Genomic DNA, 16,505 nt, shown 5'->3' on the forward strand with positions numbered 1-16,505 from the left:
CCTTGGAGGCCGTCGACCGATGAGTTCCGTCCACTACCGTACTCCCAACGTCATCGCCATCGACACTCGCGGCTTGCCGACGCGACAGAATGTCTATTTGCGCAGCCAAGTCGCATCCCCCGCCACCGCATTGATATCCCGCCAGCGCTACAACGTCGCCGGCCACCTGCTGGAACAATGGGACCCACGGCTTTTCGGTCAAGCGCCCAAAGCCAACCAGGCCAGCCTGTATACCCTTACGGGCAGCTCATTACGCTCCGATAGCGTCGATGCCGGGTGGCGCCTGGTATTACCGGGCCTGGCGGGTGAAATCCGGCAATTGTGGAACGAGCGGGGCCATCATTGGCGCATCACTTATGACCCTCGATTGCGTCCGCTGCGCCTTGAGAAAGACAGCCAGGAAGAATCCGAAACCGACACCTTCATTTACGCCGACGCCACGGCCGACGCCACTCATAACCGGCGCGGAGAATTAATTGAGCAGATCGACCCATCGGGTGTAGTGCACCTGGACAGCTATGGTCTGTCGGGCGAATCCTTGCGCCAGGTACGTCGCTTTGCCGACACCACGGCCTACACCACCGAACTGACCTACGACGCCCTTGGCACCCCCATAGGCCGCGCTGACGCCGGCGGCCACCGACAGTCTCTGCAACTGGACATCTGCGGACAGCTCAAGCGGGTGGATTTGCAACTCAAAGGACATGCTCACGCGCAACCGATTCTGCTGGACGCTCACTACAACGCCGCCGGCCAGATCGAGCGGCAAGACACAGCCAACGGGGTGACCTCTCGCTGGACCTACGACCCGGCCGACGACCTGCTGAGCACCTTGAAGACCGGGAAACCCGATGAAGCTTTGTGCCAGAACCTCGCCTATGCCTACGACCCCGTGGGCAACGTGCTGCGCATCGAAGACCACAGCGTCGCCACGGTGTACTGTGCCAACCAGCGCGTGGATGGGCATCGCGATTTCACCTACGACTCGCTTTACCGCTTGACCAGCGCCAGTGGCCTGGAGGGAGACCTACCGCACCTGCAGCCCGGGCTGCCACCGCCGCTCGTTCCCATCGATCCCGGTCGCCGTTTCAACTACACCCAATGTTATGACTACGACACCGGCAACAATCTGACCCGCCTGCGTCATGTGCGTACAGGCAACAATCACACCCAGACGCTCCGGATCGATCCCTACAGCAACCGCGGCGTGCGCTGGGCCGAAGGCGACCCCGAGCCGGTTTTCGACGCACTGTTCGACGCCCACGGCAACCAGTTGCATTTGCAACGCGGTGCACAGCCGCTGGTGTGGGACGCTCGCGACCAGCTCAGTAAAGTCACGCTGCTCAAACGCGACAACGGTCTGCCGGACGATGACGAAACCTACCTCTACAGTCAGGGTGAACGGGTCAGCAAAACCCAGACCCGCGCGGGCACCCGCCATGAGACACGCTACCTGCCAGGCCTTGAAATCCGTCTCGCCCACAACGGCGAAGAGCTGCACGTGATCACCTGTCTGCTGACCCACGGCCAGGTCCGTTGCCTGCACTGGGAAAGCGGCCAACCCAGCGCTATCGAAGCCGATCAACTGCGCTACAGCCTGGATGACCACCTGGGTTCCAGCGCCCTGGAACTGGACCGTAACGCCGCACTGATCAGCCAGGAGCACTATTATCCTTTCGGTGGCACGGCCTGGCACGCCGCCCGCTCCGAGGTGGAAGCCGGTTACAAAACGCTCCGCTATTCAGGTCAGGAGCTGGACGCCAGCGGGCTGTATTACTACGGCGCACGCTACTACGCACCGTGGTTGCAGCGCTGGGTCAGCTCAGATCCGGCGGGAGACCTGGATGGCCTGAACCTCTATGGGTTCGTCGGCAACAACCCGATTATCTTCACCGATTTCAGCGGACTGATGCTGGAAACACCGGCACAACGGGCTGCCAGGAAAGCCCTGGCCGCTACGCAATTGCAGCGCTGGAAGACCCTATCCCGGCTGAACAGGGAGGTCGAAAAATTCATTTACATCATGAAACTGACCTCACGCAGGGCCAGCGAAGCGCAATCTCAATTGGCCAACCACCGCTCGGCGGCGGACCACGCCCAATCCGCCGCGGTACGTATCGGCGCTCATGTGGGTGCCCAGGTCGTCAGCTATGGCATGGGCGTGGCGGTGGGGATCGGCAGCGCCGCGTTGGGCAGTGCCGCGGGTCCCCCGGGCATCGTCATGGGTGCCGCGTTGGGGTTCGTGACCAGCAAAGCCGTGAGCGTTGGCCTGGACTACGCCCTGGAAAGGCTGAGCCTGAGCGCGGCGGTGAATTTCAAATCGCGCAAGCTGGATCCTGATCGAATCGTGAGGAGGGGCGAATACAGAACCATGGACTTGTCGTCCTACGCGCAGATAAAAGCCCGGCACCTGGTCGAAGCCATGTATGCCCCGAGCCAGAAAAACGTCTTGAAGTTGGGTAAGGAAGCGACGGTCATCGGTACCAAGGCAGCGTTGAAAGCCACCGGAAACATTGCCGCCAACGAAGTCGGCGCGGTGGTCAACGCCGTTACGGGCACCCTTGAAATCATTCATGAAATCGGCGCGGCGGGCCAAAGCCTTTCCGAAGAAAAACTGGCCCGGGCAGAGACGCACATTACCGACATGATCAGCGTATTGAACGTGCAGATGGACTATGTCGATACCTTGTTTGACGAAGCGGGGGTTGAAGCGATCGATACCTACCGGCCATTGAGCAAGATGTTCGGCCCCTCTAACGGCATCACACGTCGAGGCCTGCGCAGGGAAATGGAGGCGACGATCAGCCGACTGAGGCAGACACAAGCAGCGCTGCGATAGCCCGGTACGAGGTGCATTACGACACACGGGCGGCATGCTATGGTGCCAGTCCCGTCGGCCCTTGAAGCGCTCACATGCTCGCAATGCCTCGCCCCTTGCGCCTGTCCCTTGCCATTGTGCTGATTCTTGCCGGTGCCGTTGGCGCCGCCGCCCTGGCCATACACCACGCCGAACACCAGGCGCTGGAAGAGGACGCCAGCCGTGCGAACCAGCAACTGGCGTTGTACGCCAATTCCCTGCATACCCTGATCGACCGCTACCGCGCCCTGCCCGCCGTATTGGCGCTGGACCCTGAGTTGCGTGCGGCCCTGGCGGGACCGATCAGCGCGGCGCAACAGGACACGCTGAATCGCAAACTGGAGAAAATCAACGACACCGCGCAGTCCTCGACTCTGGAATTGCTCGACCGTACCGGCCTGGCCGTGGCGGCCAGCAACTGGCGCCTGCCCAGCAGTTACGTCGGCCACAACTATGGCTTCCGGCCCTATTTCCTCCAGACCCGCACCCAGGGCACCGGGCGTTTCTACGCGGTGGGTGTGACCAGCGGCATTCCGGGTTATTTCCTCTCCAGCGCGGTGACCGGTGATAACGGCGAATTCCTCGGGGCAATGGTAGTGAAGCTGGAATTTCCGGAGCTTGAACGTGAATGGCGCCAGGGCAGCGACACCCTGCTGGTCAGCGACGCCCGGGGCATCGTGTTCATCGCCAACCGGCCGGGCTGGCGCTATCGCCATCTGCAGCCTCTGAGCGACAGCGACCGCGCCGAACTCAAGGCCACCCGCCAATACGACAAGCAACCGCTGCAACCATTGAGCTACGAGGCGCTGCGGCGCTTTGACGATAACAGTCATCTGGCCCGGGTCGATTCCCCCGACGGCACGGCGGACTACCTGTGGGAATCCCTGCCGCTGACAGCCGAAGGTTGGACCCTGCATTTGCTGCGGCGCCCGCAGATCGCTTTCGAAGACCGTCGCAACGCCGGGCTCGCCGCCGCCGGATCGTGGTTGGCGCTGGTGTTTCTCCTGTTGTTCCTCAACCAACGCTGGCGCCTGGCGAAGCTGCGTCAGCGCAGCCGCGCAGAGCTCGAACGCCTGGTGGAAGAGCGGACCCGGGAGTTGCGTACCGCCCAGGAAGGCTTGGTGCAGTCGGCCAAACTGGCGGCCCTGGGGCAGATGTCAGCGGCCCTGGCTCATGAAATCAATCAGCCTTTGACGGCCCAGCGGATGCAATTGGCAACCCTGCGCCTGCTGCTCGATCACGGCCGGGTCGACGATGCCTACAAGGCGCTCAAACCGGTGGACGACATGCTGACCCGCATGGCCGCCCTCACCGGCCACCTGAAAACCTTTGCCCGCAATAGCCCCAGCGGCCTGCGCGAACGACTGGACCTGGCGGCGGTGGTGGATCAGGCCCTGCAACTGCTGGACGCTCGCCTGCGCGACGAGCAGGTCAGCACCGTGCTGCACCTGACGCGTCCGGCGTGGGTGCGTGGCGATGCGATCCGCTTCGAACAGGTGCTGATCAATCTGCTGCGCAACGCCCTCGACGCCATGGCCGACCAACCCTTGAAACGCCTGGAAGTGCGCCTGGAAGCCGACGAGCAACTGTGGCGCCTGACGGTCAGTGACAGCGGCACCGGGATCGCCGAGGAACACCTGGCCCAGGTCTTCGATCCGTTCTTTACTACCAAGGCGGTGGGCGACGGCCTGGGCCTGGGGCTGGCGGTATCGTTTGCCATCATCCATGAGTCCGGCGGGCGGCTGACGGCAGACAATCATGAAGGTGGCGCCGTATTCTGCGTGGTATTGCCCATCGATCAGGAGACCCGGTCGCATGCTTGACTCTGTCATGGTCGTCGATGACGAAAGCACTATCCGCAACGCCGTCGAACAATGGCTGAGCCTGTCGGGTTTCCAGGTGCAATTGTTCAGCCGCGCCGAAGAGTGCCTGGCCGCGTTGCCGGCGCATTTTCCGGGGGTGATCCTGAGCGACGTGCGCATGCCCGGGCTCAGCGGCCTGGAGCTGCTGGTCGAAGTACGCAGGCGCGATGCGGATCTGCCGGTGATCCTGCTGACCGGGCACGGCGACGTACCGATGGCCGTGGAAGCCATGCGCTATGGGGCCTACGACTTTCTGGAGAAACCCTTCAGCCCTGAAGCCCTGCTGGGTAGCCTGCGCCGAGCCCTGGACAAGCGCTCCCTGGTGCTGGAAAACCGCCGGCTGCATGAGCAGGCCGACGCCAAGGCCCGACTCGACGGGACGCTGTTGGGGGTCTCCCGGGCGCTGCAAAACCTGCGACGCCAGGTATTGGACCTGGCGGCCCTGCCGGTCAATGTATTGATCCGCGGCGAAACCGGCAGTGGCAAAGAGCTCGTCGCTCGTTGCCTGCATGACTTCGGCCCTCGGGCGAACAAACCCTTCGTGGCATTGAACTGCGCGGCCATTCCCGAACCACTGTTCGAGGCGGAACTGTTCGGCCACGAAAGCGGGGCCTTCACCGGCGCCCAGGGCAAGCGCATCGGCAAGCTCGAGTATGCCCATGGCGGAACGCTGTTTCTCGATGAAATCGAGAGCATGCCCCTGGCCCAGCAGGTCAAGCTGCTGCGGGTCTTGCAGGAACAGAAACTTGAACGCCTGGGCTCCAACCAGAGCATCGCCGTGGACCTGCGCATCATCGCCGCCACCAAACCCGACCTGCTGGACGAAGCCCGGGCCGGGCGTTTTCGCGAAGATCTGGCGTATCGCCTGAACATCGCTGAACTGCGCCTGCCGCCGTTGCGTGAACGGCGCGAGGACATCCCCTTGCTGTTCGAGCACTTCACCCACAGCGCCGCCGAACGCCTGGGTCGCCCAGCCGCACCGTTGAGCGGCCCGCAATTGAGCCATCTGCTGAGCCACGACTGGCCGGGCAACGTGCGCGAACTGGCGAACGTCGCCGAACGCCAGTTGCTGGGGCTGGATCATTATCATGCCCAGGAGACGGCCCCCGGCCAGTCCCTCGCTGCCCAGCAGGAAGCCTTCGAAGCCCAATGCCTGCGCGCCGCCCTGACCCGCCACAAAGGCGATGTGAAAGCCGTGCTCGAAGAACTGCAACTGCCCCGCCGCACCTTCAACGAAAAGATGCAGCGGCATGGGTTGAGTCGGGAGATGTTTGTCTAGCCCGGGGGGTTGCGGCGCCTGGACTAACGCCATCGCGAGCAGGCTCGCTCCCACAGTGTTTTGGGGTGTCTGCAAAAATTGTGGGTCTGCACACATCTCCTGTGGGAGCGAGCCTGCTCGCGATAGCTCCAAGGAATAAGCGGATTTCCGCCCACCCAAAACCCCAAACAAGCAATTTTCCGCTCATCCAAACCAGCCCCCCCCTCTAAACCGGCCCTCAACCAACTGGCACAGCTCCTGCTATAGCCCTGTCAGGCTGCGTTCCTACGCGCTCCACAAAAACAATTAAACGAAGGATCCTTCAATGGATAACTCCAACGCCCTGCCCCTCGGGTCGGCTGCCGTGCCCGCCCGCGAAAGAACCACCGCCAGCCGGATCAAATCGATCTTCAGCGGTTCGGTCGGCAACATGGTTGAGTGGTATGACTGGTACGTCTACGCCGCTTTCTCGTTGTACTTCGCCAAAGTCTTCTTCCCCAAGGGTGACACCACCGCCCAGTTGCTCAATACCGCCGCGATTTTCGCCGTGGGCTTCCTGATGCGTCCCATCGGCGGATGGTTGATGGGCCTCTACGCCGACCGCGCCGGTCGCAAGCGGGCGCTGATGGCCTCGGTCTACCTGATGTGCTTCGGCTCGCTGATCATCGCCCTGAGCCCCGGTTATGAAGCCATCGGCGTCGGCGCACCGATCCTGTTGGTCTTCGCCCGCTTGCTCCAAGGCCTGTCGGTGGGCGGCGAGTACGGCACATCGGCGACCTACCTGAGCGAAATGGCGACCAAGGAGCGTCGCGGCTTCTTCTCCAGCTTCCAGTACGTGACCCTGATCTCCGGCCAGCTCATCGCCCTTGGCGTGCTGATCGTATTGCAGCAGTTCCTCACCAGTGACCAGCTATACGCCTGGGGCTGGCGCATTCCGTTCGCCATCGGGGCCTTGTGTGCGATCGTGGCGCTGTACCTGCGGCGTGGCATGGAAGAAACCGAGTCATTCACCAAGAAGGAAAAAGCCAAGGAAAGCGCCATGCGCACCTTGCTGCGCCATCCGAAGGAATTGATGACCGTGGTCGGCCTGACCATGGGTGGCACCCTGGCGTTCTACACCTACACCACCTACATGCAGAAATATCTGGTGAACACCGTCGGCATGAACATTTCCGACTCCACCACGATTTCCGCCGCCACGCTGTTCCTGTTCATGTGCCTGCAACCGGTGATCGGCGGGCTGTCGGACAAGATCGGGCGCCGGCCGATCCTGATTGCCTTCGGCATCCTGGGGACGCTGTGCACCGTGCCGATCCTCACCACCCTGCACACCATCCAGACCTGGTGGGGGGCGTTTTTCCTGATCATGGCCGCGCTGATCATCGTCAGCGGCTATACCTCGATCAACGCGGTGGTGAAAGCCGAGTTGTTTCCCACTGAAATCCGCGCCTTGGGTGTCGGTCTGCCATATGCGCTGACCGTATCGATCTTCGGCGGCACGGCTGAGTACATTGCCCTGTGGTTCAAGAGCATCGGCATGGAGACGGGCTATTACTGGTACGTGACGGCGTGCATCGCGGTGTCGTTGCTGGTGTACATCACCATGAAAGACACCCGCAAGCATTCGCGGATCGTGACGGACTGATGGTGCTCCGACAGTCACTGCTTGGGTGACTGTCATGGCCCTTTCGCGAGCAAGCCCGCTCCCACAGGATTTACGCTGAACCTGTGGGAGCGGGCTTGCTCGCGAAGGGAACGACTCGGTCTTAGCTCAACTCCGCCGCACGCTCCCGGTCGCCATAACGATTCTGCGCATACGCCGCTCCAGCGATCATCACCACCAGTATCCCCGCCAGCACCGCCGACGAACCGATGGTGCCGAAGTCCAGACCGCCCTGTTCATGGGATTTGGTCATCAGGTCACCCAGCGTTGCTCCCAACGGACGGGTCAGCACGAACGCGATCCAGAACAACACCACTGTCGAGATGTTGGTGAGGTACTTGAGCAGCACGACCAGGGCAATGGTCGAGCCGATCAGCAATGCACCGCCGCCAAACCCAAGACCCGAATCATCCGCTAGGTAGTCGCCAAGCGCCGTGCCCAGGGTGTTGGAAAACAGGATCGCCATCCAATAGAACATCTCGCCACGGAAGGTCTGCACCTTGGTGACATTGAGCGAATCGCCGCTCAGGCGCCAGGCCGCGAAGATCGCCAACAGAATCGCAATCAGGATCATCGACCCGGTGGCGTAGCCCAGTTCCAGGGTGCGATCCATGAAGTCGGACATGGTGGTGCCGGCGGTGCTGGTGGACAGAATCACAATCCAGTACAGCAGCGGCTTGTAGGTCTTGGCCATCAACTGCGTGACCAGGGTCAGGACGAACACGCTGATCAGGATCAGCGAGCTGAGGGCATAACCAACATCGAGGGTCATCGACAGCAAGTCCCCTGCGGTTTCGCCCAGGGTCGTCGCGCAGATTTTCATGACCCAGAAGGCCAGGGTGATTTGAGGCAGTTTATTCATCTCAGGCAAAGCTCCAATGTGAGGCGACCGCCCTTGGGTACAGGGCTTGGAGAAAGGCTGGCGTTCTGCCGGTGAAAAACAGGTCGGCAATACATGAAAAATCTGTCACATCCGTCTGAGCTCGAATTAATCGCCGATTAATGTTGGCTTGGCATCCTCATCTCACTTGAATCGATACGTTCGCGATCTTCGCAGTGGCGAGTAACGCCTGATGCGTCTCGACCTTAATATCGAATTAATCGATTCTTTTTAGCATTATTTTGCGCTTTTTAATCAAGTTTGCATGAGTAGAATTAAACCCATGCAAGACACGCCCCCTCAACGATTCGGAGTTACGACCATGAAAACCAAACTGATCCTTGCCTTGACCCTGTCCGTACTGGCTGCCAACACCTTCGCCGCCGACGGTTTCGAGCGTACCGGTTCGGCTATCGCCGCCGATGGTTACGAGCGCACCGGTGCCGCCACCGTTGCTGCAGATGGTTATGACCGTACCAACGGCGCTACCGTCGCTGAAGATGGCTTCGACCGTACCAATGGCGCTACCGTCGCTGAAGATGGCTTCGACCGTACCAATGGCGCTACCGTCGCTGAAGATGGCTTCGACCGTACCAATGGCGCTACCGTCGCCGAAGATGGTTACGACCGTACCAATGGCGCTACCGTCGCTGAAGATGGCTTCGACCGTACCAACGGTGCCTCCATCAGCTGATTCTCCAAAGGCGTCCTTACAGCCCGGCTTCGGCCGGGCTTAGTCATTCAAGCCCTGGCAAGCGCCATCCTGATGTAAAAGAATTCCTGCCAAGCCCCTGCGGTACTGACAAAAACGACACGGCCCGGCACTATTCTCGAATCCCACCCATCCCCCAGGATTTGAGCACTTCCATGCCCGACGATATCCACTATTACGAACCCGCCAACGGCCATGGCCTGCCCCACGATCCGTTCAACGCCATCGTCGGCCCACGCCCTATCGGCTGGATCTCTTCCCAGGACGCCGAAGGTCGCCTGAATCTGGCGCCCTACAGTTTCTTCAACGCGTTCAATTACGTACCGCCGATCATTGGTTTTTCCAGCGTCGGGCGCAAAGACAGCCTGAACAACATCGAACAGACCGGCGAGTTCGCCTGGAACCTGGCCACACGCCCGTTGGCCGAGCGAATGAACCAGAGCTGCGCGATGGTCGCGCCCGAGGTCGATGAATTCGAATTGGCGGGGCTGACACCAGCGACGTCACGGGTGATCCAGGTGCCGCGGGTGGCGGAAAGTCCGGTGTCCTTCGAATGCAAGGTCACCCAGATCATTCAGTTGCAGCGAGCGGACAAGAGCTTGGTGCCGAGCTGGCTGATCCTTGGCGAAGTGGTTGCGGTGCATATTGCCAAGTGGCTATTGAAGGACGGCGTCTACGACACGGCCGCCGCCGAACCGATCTTGCGCGGTGGCGGGCCGGCGGATTACTTCCAGTTGGGGGCTGAGGCGCTGTTCAGGATGCATCGCCCGCAATAAAGGTACACAACCCCTGTGGCGAGGGGATTTATCCCCTCGCCACAGAAAAGCTCTATGGCTGATTAGGGTTACCAGAGCAACCCACCCTCTTCATTGACGCCCTTCAGACGGGTCAACTGCACAGCGGCAGCTTCATCGGCCTTGGCAGCCGTCTCGAAATGCTGCTTCTCAAGTAGCTTGTTGAAACGCGGCGCACCCGAGCCACCGATGGCTTTAGTGGCGATGGCCGCATAATAGCCGCCACCCTCCCGGGGCATGACGGCGGAAACAGCTTCAAAGGGTCCAAAGACTTTACGTGCCATATTGCGCATCCTGGCGATGAGATGGGCGGTCATTAAACCTTCATCCGGCCAGTTTGTGTACCGTCGCCAAAGTCGCCTGGACGGCGGACACTTCCCTGAACGTATGAAAATCCAGGCTGCTGACCACCAGGTCCTGCACCAGCTCGGCGAAGATCCCCATGGCCGGGGAATCGAAGTACGCATCCATCGCCTGCTGATCGACCCAGAGTCCGGACATCAGCCACAGATCGGCATCGCATTGCGATTGTTGCAAGGCAAAGTGCACACAGCCGGGGGCTTGGCGCGAAGGCGCGATGAGTTTGCTCAGTCGCGCGCCCAATAATTTGGAGCTTCCGGCGCGGGCCCGCACAAAAGCCATGTGACTGACGGGGATCTGTGTAGACATGTTCAACCCTCCCAGGTCATCCATTGGGCAGCCGGGGACAGCTGCGACAGGATTGAAGGTTAAGCGTCGCGACGCCAGGGTCGTTAGTCGATTTCTGCCGACGCCTTGCACAATCCTGCGCAAAAGTAGATCGCGAAGCGGCAGCGCGTCGATTGGAACCGACAAATTTGAGACAAAAGGTTTCAAGCAAGTTTCGGCCCCATTGCAACGATCCGGCACGATGGCCGTGCAGGATCAGGCAAGCTTTCAACAGGATGTGACTACCACCGCGCCTTGCACAAACATAAGCTTTGTCCATCGCTTCTATTTCCGAGGATCCTGGCATGTCGCCGCTCGACCACGCCCACGTCCCCCTGGACCCGCATCTGGAACAACAGCGCGCCGAACTGGCGTCGATCATCGACCGCAATACCTGCGAAGACGGCAGCTACACCACGGCCATCGGCGCATTGAATCTGTCTCGTCACAGCAAGCCCCATAAATTCGCACCGGTGCTGGCGCAACCGGCGCTGTGCATCATGGCCCAGGGCAACAAACAGGTGCGGCTGGCGGACGAACTGTTCAACTACGACCCGCTCCATTACCTGGTGGTCTCGGTGTCGATGCCGTTGAGCGGGTGCATCGCCGACGTTTCGCCGGAACACCCGATCCTGGCCCTGCGCCTGGACATCGACCCGGCGGAAATCACCGCGCTGATCGCCGATGCCGGCCCGCTGGGCGTGCCAACCCGCCCCGCCGGCCGAGGCCTGTATGTCGAACGCCTGGACACTTCGATGCTCGATGCGGTGCTGCGCCTGGTACGCCTGCTGGACCACCCCAAGGACATCACCATGCTCGCGCCCTTGGTGCGACGGGAGATTTTGTACCGACTGCTACGCAGTCCCCAGGGCTACCGGCTGTACGAAATCGCCATCGCCAACAGTCAGAGCCATCGCATCGGCCAGGCAATCAAATGGCTCAACGGTCATTTCGAACAGCCGTTGCGCATCGACGAGCTGGCCCGGGAAGTGAACCTCAGCGTCTCGACACTGCATCATCGCTTCAAAGCCATGACCGCCATGAGTCCACTGCAATATCAGAAACAATTGCGCCTGCAGGAAGCCCGGCGACTGATGCTGGCCGAAGGGCTGGAAGCTTCGGCGGCGGGGTATCGGGTGGGTTATGAAAGCCCTTCGCAGTTCAGCCGCGAGTACAGCCGGCTGTTCGGGGCACCGCCGCTGCGGGATCTGGCGCGGTTGCGGTTGTCGGTTTGAGCTGGGATTTTGATTGACCCTACCGGCCTCTTCGCGAGCAAGCCCGCTCCCACATGGGATCTTCGGCGAACATGAATTCTCTGTTCACCACCGATCAATTGTGGGAGCGGGCTTGCTCGCGAAGAGGCCAGCCCGGGCAACCCATCTCTCAAGAATCAGGCCCCCAGCAACCGACACGCCTCCGCCGGTAAGGTCACCGATACCGCATGCCCGATGCCCAGGTCCATTCCCTGGCAAGGCGTACTCAGCGCAGTGAATGAAACCCCGGAACACTCCACCGTGGTTTCGATGGTCGCGCCAATGTCACGCACGAATGTCACCTTGCCCAGCAAGCGGTTACCTGCCGTGGCCTGGGGCGCAGATAGCTGCACGTCTTCCGGGCGCACCAGCAACTTGATCTTCTCGCCAACTACGGGGCTACGGCTGGCCGGCACATCCAGCGCGTCTCCGCCCGGTAGGCCGACGCGCCCAGGACCCAGGGTGGTCGCAGGAAAAATATTGCCTGAGCCGATGAAGTCAGCAACGAACTCGTTGGCCGGGTGCCGATAGATCTCGATCGGCGTGCCGACCTGCTGCACCCGGTGCTCGCCCAGCACCACCACGATATCGGCCATGGTCATGGCCTCGCGCTGGTCGTGGGTCACCAGAATGGTGGTGATGTTCAGCCGCTGTTGTAGCTGACGGATTTCCACCTGCATCGATTCACGCAGCTTGGCGTCGAGGGCCGACAGCGGTTCGTCCAGCAGCAGGATCTTCGGCCGCGCGGCAATCGCCCGGGCAATCGCCACACGCTGACGCTGGCCGCCGGACAATTTCGCCACGGGCCGGTCGATCATGGCCTGGAGCTGAATCAGTTCCAGCAGCTCCACCACCCGCGCCCGCTGCTCGGCCTTGCCCACGCCGCGCAGTTTCAGTGGATAGGCAATGTTCTCGCCGACGGTCATGTGGGGAAACAACGCCAGCGATTGAAAGACCATGCCGAAATTGCGCAGGTGCGCCGGGGTATGACCGATGTCATCGCCATCCAGGCGGATCTCGCCGCCGCTGAGGCTTTCCAGGCCTGCGATCATCCGCAGCAGCGTGGTCTTGCCACAGCCCGAAGGCCCGAGGAAACACACCAGCTTGCCCTCGGGCAAATGCAGGTTCACGTCCTTGACCGCGCAGGCCGAGCCGTAGTGCTTCTCGACGTTTTCCAGTATCAGTCCAGTCATGTCTTCACCTCGAAATCAAAAGGAAACGCCGCCCTCGCCCACCAGCTTCTCCAACGCCCAGATCAGCACGAAGTCGATCAGCACGATGAGCACGGCAAACGAAAAAACGGTGGGATCAAGCGACGACACGGTGCGGCTGTACATCCAGATCGGCACGGTCATGACGTCGACGGTGTAGAGAAAATAGGTCACGGTGAATTCGTTGAACGAGACAATGAATGCCAGGAGCATCCCGGCAAGGATTCCCGATTTCATCAACGGCACCACCACATCGACGATGGCCCGCTGCGGTGACGCCCCGAGCATCCGCGCGGCTTCCTCGACTTCGCTGCCGATGCCGAGCATGGCGGCGGTGCAGTTCTTCACCACGAACGGCAGGGCAAGGATGACGTGGGCAATGACCAGCCGTGAGGTGGTCATCTGGAATGGCAGGCTGTCGAATACCAACAGCAGGGCCAGGCCCAGCACCACCATGGGGAATACCAGCGGCAGCGACATCAGTTGCAGCGCCACGGCCTTGCCGCGAAATTCACAGCGGGTCAGTGCATAGGCCGCCGGTACCGCGATCAGGGTGGCGAAGATCATGGTCAGGCACGCCACCAACAGACTGGTGCCCATGGCCTGGCCCAAGCTCAGTACGTCACTGGTATCCGGGGAGACGAAGGTCTGCCAGGCGACTCGATACCATTGCAGGCTGTAGCTGCTTGGTGGGAAATCCAGGTTCGCCGCACCGCTGAACGACATGACGATCATGGTCAGGATCGGCAACACCGCCAGCAACAGAATGAAACCCGACAGCAGCCCCGCGATCCGACCGGTTTCACCGGGCAACAGCGACTGGCGTTTTTGGCTCAACGCGCTCATTGAGAAGCCTCCAGCATCCGCCGACGGCGGCCGGTGAAATATTCGGACAGGGTCATGATCAGCAGCGTGGTGACGATCAACACCACCCCGGCGGCGGACGCGGCCGGCCAGTTCATCAGCGGGGCAATCTGGTCGTGGACCATCACTGCCAGCATCGGCACTCGCCTCCCGCCCAACAACAACGGTACGACGAAGCTGCTGGCGTTGTAGGCGAACACCAGTGTCGCGCCGGTGATGATGCCCGGCAGGCTCATCGGTAGCACCACCTGACGAAACACCTGGAAACGGCTGGCGCCAAGGGTGGCAGCCGCCTCTTCATAGCTGCGGGCCACCCCGCGCATGGCGCTGGCGATGGGCAACACGGCCAGGGGGAACGCGGTCTGCACCAGGCCCATCAGCACGCCGTTCTGGTTGTACAGCCACATGATCGGCCGCTTGATCAGCCCCAGGCCCGTCAGCGCCTGGTTGAGCATGCCGGCCGGGCCGAGGATTACCAGCCAGCCGTAGCTTTGCAGCAGCAGGTTGACCAATAACGGCAACAGCACTGCGGCCAAGAACACCCGTCGCAACAATGGCGAGGACAAACGCGACATGGTGTAGGCCACGGGAATCGCCAGTAGCACGGCAATCACCGCGCTGATCAGCGCCAGGCGCAAAGTCAGCAGCAGGGATTTGAGGTAATAGGGTTCCAGCAATTGACCATAGCTGGCCAGGCTGAACCCACTCCACTCCGCGCCCTTGGTGCCGACGCTCATGCGCAATACCAACAGACTGGCGGCAATCAACACGCCGAGAAACAGCATCGACGGCGACAGGAAAAACCACGCCCGCGTCGTGGGCGAAATACTCCGGCTGGAACGCACTGGCGCAACGCTCTGCGGATGAGTTAAAGGTTGGTGTTCCATGGCAAGGTCTCGTCAGTGGAAAACGACAGCACAAACACAACTTTTTACTGTGGGATTACTGTGGGAGCCGAGCTTGCTCCCACATTGGATTGTGGTGAACGCAGTATCCATTAACACCATGGAACCAATGTGGGAGCGGGCTTGCTCGCGAATACGGCGGCACAGGTGACATCTCCATCAACTGATCCACCGCTTTCGCGAGCAAGCCCGCTCCCACATTTGGATCTCCGGACGACCGCAGAATCCATGCGTTCCCAGTCACAATGTCCTTCAACTCATGAAGAGAAAATCTCCGTATACCGACGAATCCACTGGTCATGCACCGTCGCCAGGAAGGCGTTGTCGTGCATGATCGCTTTCTCGGCGATTTGCTCCGGAGTGAGGATGTACGGGCTCTTGCGCGCTTCGGCGGAGATGATGGCCTTGGCGTTGACCGGGCCGTTGAAGATGTCTTCGGCCATCTTGCCCTGCACCAGCGGGTCGAGGGAGTGGTCGATGAAGGCGTAGGCCAGGTCGGTGTCGCCCGGGCGGTTCTTGGGCATGACCGAGAGCATCAGGTCGGTGTAGAAGCCTTCCTTCATGCCGAACGTCGCCCCCAGGCCATAGGCCGGGTCGCGGATCTGCTTGGGGAAAAACGCCGGTGCATACAAGCCGCCCATGTCCAGGGAACCGGTGCGGAACAGTTCGGCGATCTGATTCGGGTTTTCCCCCAGGGTCACCACCCGCTCCTTGAGTTCGGCGAGTTTCTTGAAGCCCGGTTCGATATTGTGTTCGTCACCGCCAGCCAGCCTGGCAGCGATGATGATCAGGTCCATGGCCTCGGTCCAATTCGGTGGCGGTAGGAAGATGTTCGGCGCCAGGTCGGCGTCCCAAAGCGCGGCGTAACTGTCCGGCGCCTGCTTCATGGTGCGAGTGCTGTAGACCAGGCTGTTGCACCACAGCAGGTAGCCGATGCCATGGCCGCCGGCACCTGTGCGGTATTGCGCCGGCACGTCCACCAGATTGGGGATGCGGTTCAGGTCCGGCTTTTCCAACAGGCCCGCCGCAGCCAGGCCCTCGGCGCCGACGCCGGCCAGGGTGATGATGTCGTACTGCGGCCGGTCGCCACCGGCCTTGAGCTTGGCAACCATTTCCGAGGTGCTGCCGGTGCGATCGGCGATGACCTTGGCGCCGGTCTTGGCCTCGAAGGTCGCGGCGATGTTGCGCAACGCCGCCAGCCCGGTGTCGTCGGACCAGGTCAGCAGGCGCAGGGTCTTGCCGACGAATCGCGTATCGCTGGCCCGGGCGCTGATGAAAGGCACACTCATGGCGGCGGCCGCGACCGACACTACGCTTGCGGTCTTGATGAATTGACGTCTGTTCAGATCATGCTTGCCCATGGAGGACTCCCTTTGTTCTTCTAAGTATGAGGTGGCTCAAAACCCTTGCGCCCGCGCCGCTGGAAACCGGTCAAAGCCCCGTATTGCAAGGGCTTGGTCGCTGTCCAGGGCTATCCTGAGGTCGTGCAAAATCCCTGACTATCGAAAAAAACTCATTGAAGCCATGTTCCTGGCGCATGCCTTTTTTCGAGGCATGCG

Annotated in this window: 14 protein-coding genes; 7 read left to right on the forward strand and 7 right to left on the reverse strand. The window is 61.2% G+C overall.

The window, feature by feature from the left end; all coding sequences use genetic code 11:
• Nucleotides 1–19 precede the first annotated feature (19 nt).
• The 4 genes from FBX99_RS01115 (at nt 20) to FBX99_RS01130 (ending at nt 7,622) form a co-directional block, all read left to right on the forward strand.
• Nucleotides 20–2,839 carry an RHS repeat-associated core domain-containing protein gene (locus FBX99_RS01115; RefSeq protein WP_145130426.1) on the forward strand — a complete coding sequence of 940 codons (2,820 nt, stop codon included), beginning with the start codon at nt 20–22 and terminating at the stop codon, nt 2,837–2,839.
• 74 nt (nt 2,840–2,913) lie between these two features.
• Nucleotides 2,914–4,680 carry an ATP-binding protein gene (locus FBX99_RS01120; protein WP_144924499.1) on the forward strand — a complete coding sequence of 589 codons (1,767 nt, stop codon included), beginning with the start codon at nt 2,914–2,916 and terminating at the stop codon, nt 4,678–4,680.
• Complete coding sequence (locus FBX99_RS01125) at nt 4,673–5,998, forward strand: sigma-54 dependent transcriptional regulator (RefSeq protein ID WP_145130428.1); 1,326 nt, start codon at nt 4,673–4,675, stop codon at nt 5,996–5,998. Before FBX99_RS01120 ends, FBX99_RS01125 begins: the two co-directional genes overlap by 8 nt.
• A 304-nt stretch (nt 5,999–6,302) precedes the next feature.
• Nucleotides 6,303–7,622: an MFS transporter gene (locus FBX99_RS01130; RefSeq protein WP_144924493.1), complete on the forward strand. Its 1,320-nt coding sequence runs from the start codon at nt 6,303–6,305 to the stop codon at nt 7,620–7,622.
• A gap of 121 nt (nt 7,623–7,743) precedes the next feature.
• On the opposite strand, the gene FBX99_RS01135 is transcribed toward FBX99_RS01130, so the two are convergent.
• The gene (locus FBX99_RS01135) at nt 7,744–8,502 is read right to left on the reverse strand and encodes a hypothetical protein (protein WP_144924490.1); all 759 of its coding nucleotides are present in this window, start codon (nt 8,500–8,502) and stop codon (nt 7,744–7,746) included.
• Between the two features lie 340 nt (nt 8,503–8,842).
• Between FBX99_RS01135 and FBX99_RS01140 the strand changes: the two genes are divergently transcribed.
• Nucleotides 8,843–9,214, forward strand: coding sequence for a heme utilization protein (locus FBX99_RS01140; RefSeq protein ID WP_145130430.1), 372 nt, complete (start codon nt 8,843–8,845; stop codon nt 9,212–9,214).
• Nucleotides 9,215–9,387: 173 nt separating this feature from the next.
• The gene (locus tag FBX99_RS01145; protein WP_144924486.1) at nt 9,388–10,008 is read left to right on the forward strand and encodes a flavin reductase family protein; all 621 of its coding nucleotides are present in this window, start codon (nt 9,388–9,390) and stop codon (nt 10,006–10,008) included.
• A gap of 68 nt (nt 10,009–10,076) precedes the next feature.
• Here the strand turns inward: FBX99_RS01145 and FBX99_RS01150 are convergent, their stop codons facing one another.
• Nucleotides 10,077–10,310, reverse strand: coding sequence for a hypothetical protein (locus FBX99_RS01150; RefSeq protein WP_144924962.1), 234 nt, complete (start codon nt 10,308–10,310; stop codon nt 10,077–10,079).
• Between the two features lie 40 nt (nt 10,311–10,350).
• Nucleotides 10,351–10,695, reverse strand: coding sequence for a putative quinol monooxygenase (locus FBX99_RS01155; protein WP_144924484.1), 345 nt, complete (start codon nt 10,693–10,695; stop codon nt 10,351–10,353).
• 323 nt (nt 10,696–11,018) lie between these two features.
• Here FBX99_RS01155 and FBX99_RS01160 point away from each other — a divergent pair, with 323 nt between their 5' ends.
• Nucleotides 11,019–11,948, forward strand: coding sequence for an AraC family transcriptional regulator (locus FBX99_RS01160; protein WP_144924482.1), 930 nt, complete (start codon nt 11,019–11,021; stop codon nt 11,946–11,948).
• A 155-nt stretch (nt 11,949–12,103) separates the two neighbouring features.
• On the opposite strand, the gene FBX99_RS01165 is transcribed toward FBX99_RS01160, so the two are convergent.
• From FBX99_RS01165 to FBX99_RS01185, 4 genes are all read right to left on the reverse strand, one after another.
• The gene (locus tag FBX99_RS01165; RefSeq protein WP_145130432.1) at nt 12,104–13,159 is read right to left on the reverse strand and encodes an ABC transporter ATP-binding protein; all 1,056 of its coding nucleotides are present in this window, start codon (nt 13,157–13,159) and stop codon (nt 12,104–12,106) included.
• Nucleotides 13,160–13,174: 15 nt separating this feature from the next.
• Nucleotides 13,175–14,023, reverse strand: coding sequence for an ABC transporter permease (locus FBX99_RS01170; RefSeq protein WP_145130434.1), 849 nt, complete (start codon nt 14,021–14,023; stop codon nt 13,175–13,177).
• Nucleotides 14,020–14,928: an ABC transporter permease gene (locus FBX99_RS01175; protein ID WP_144924476.1), complete on the reverse strand. Its 909-nt coding sequence runs from the start codon at nt 14,926–14,928 to the stop codon at nt 14,020–14,022. The genes FBX99_RS01170 and FBX99_RS01175 overlap by 4 nt, the downstream gene beginning before the upstream one ends.
• 275 nt (nt 14,929–15,203) lie before the next feature.
• Complete coding sequence (locus tag FBX99_RS01185; protein ID WP_145130436.1) at nt 15,204–16,307, reverse strand: ABC transporter substrate-binding protein; 1,104 nt, start codon at nt 16,305–16,307, stop codon at nt 15,204–15,206.
• Nucleotides 16,308–16,505: the final 198 nt, after the last annotated feature.

Origin of the sequence: Pseudomonas sp. SJZ074, assembly GCF_007828215.1 — a bacterium.
Classification (GTDB): domain Bacteria; phylum Pseudomonadota; class Gammaproteobacteria; order Pseudomonadales; family Pseudomonadaceae; genus Aquipseudomonas.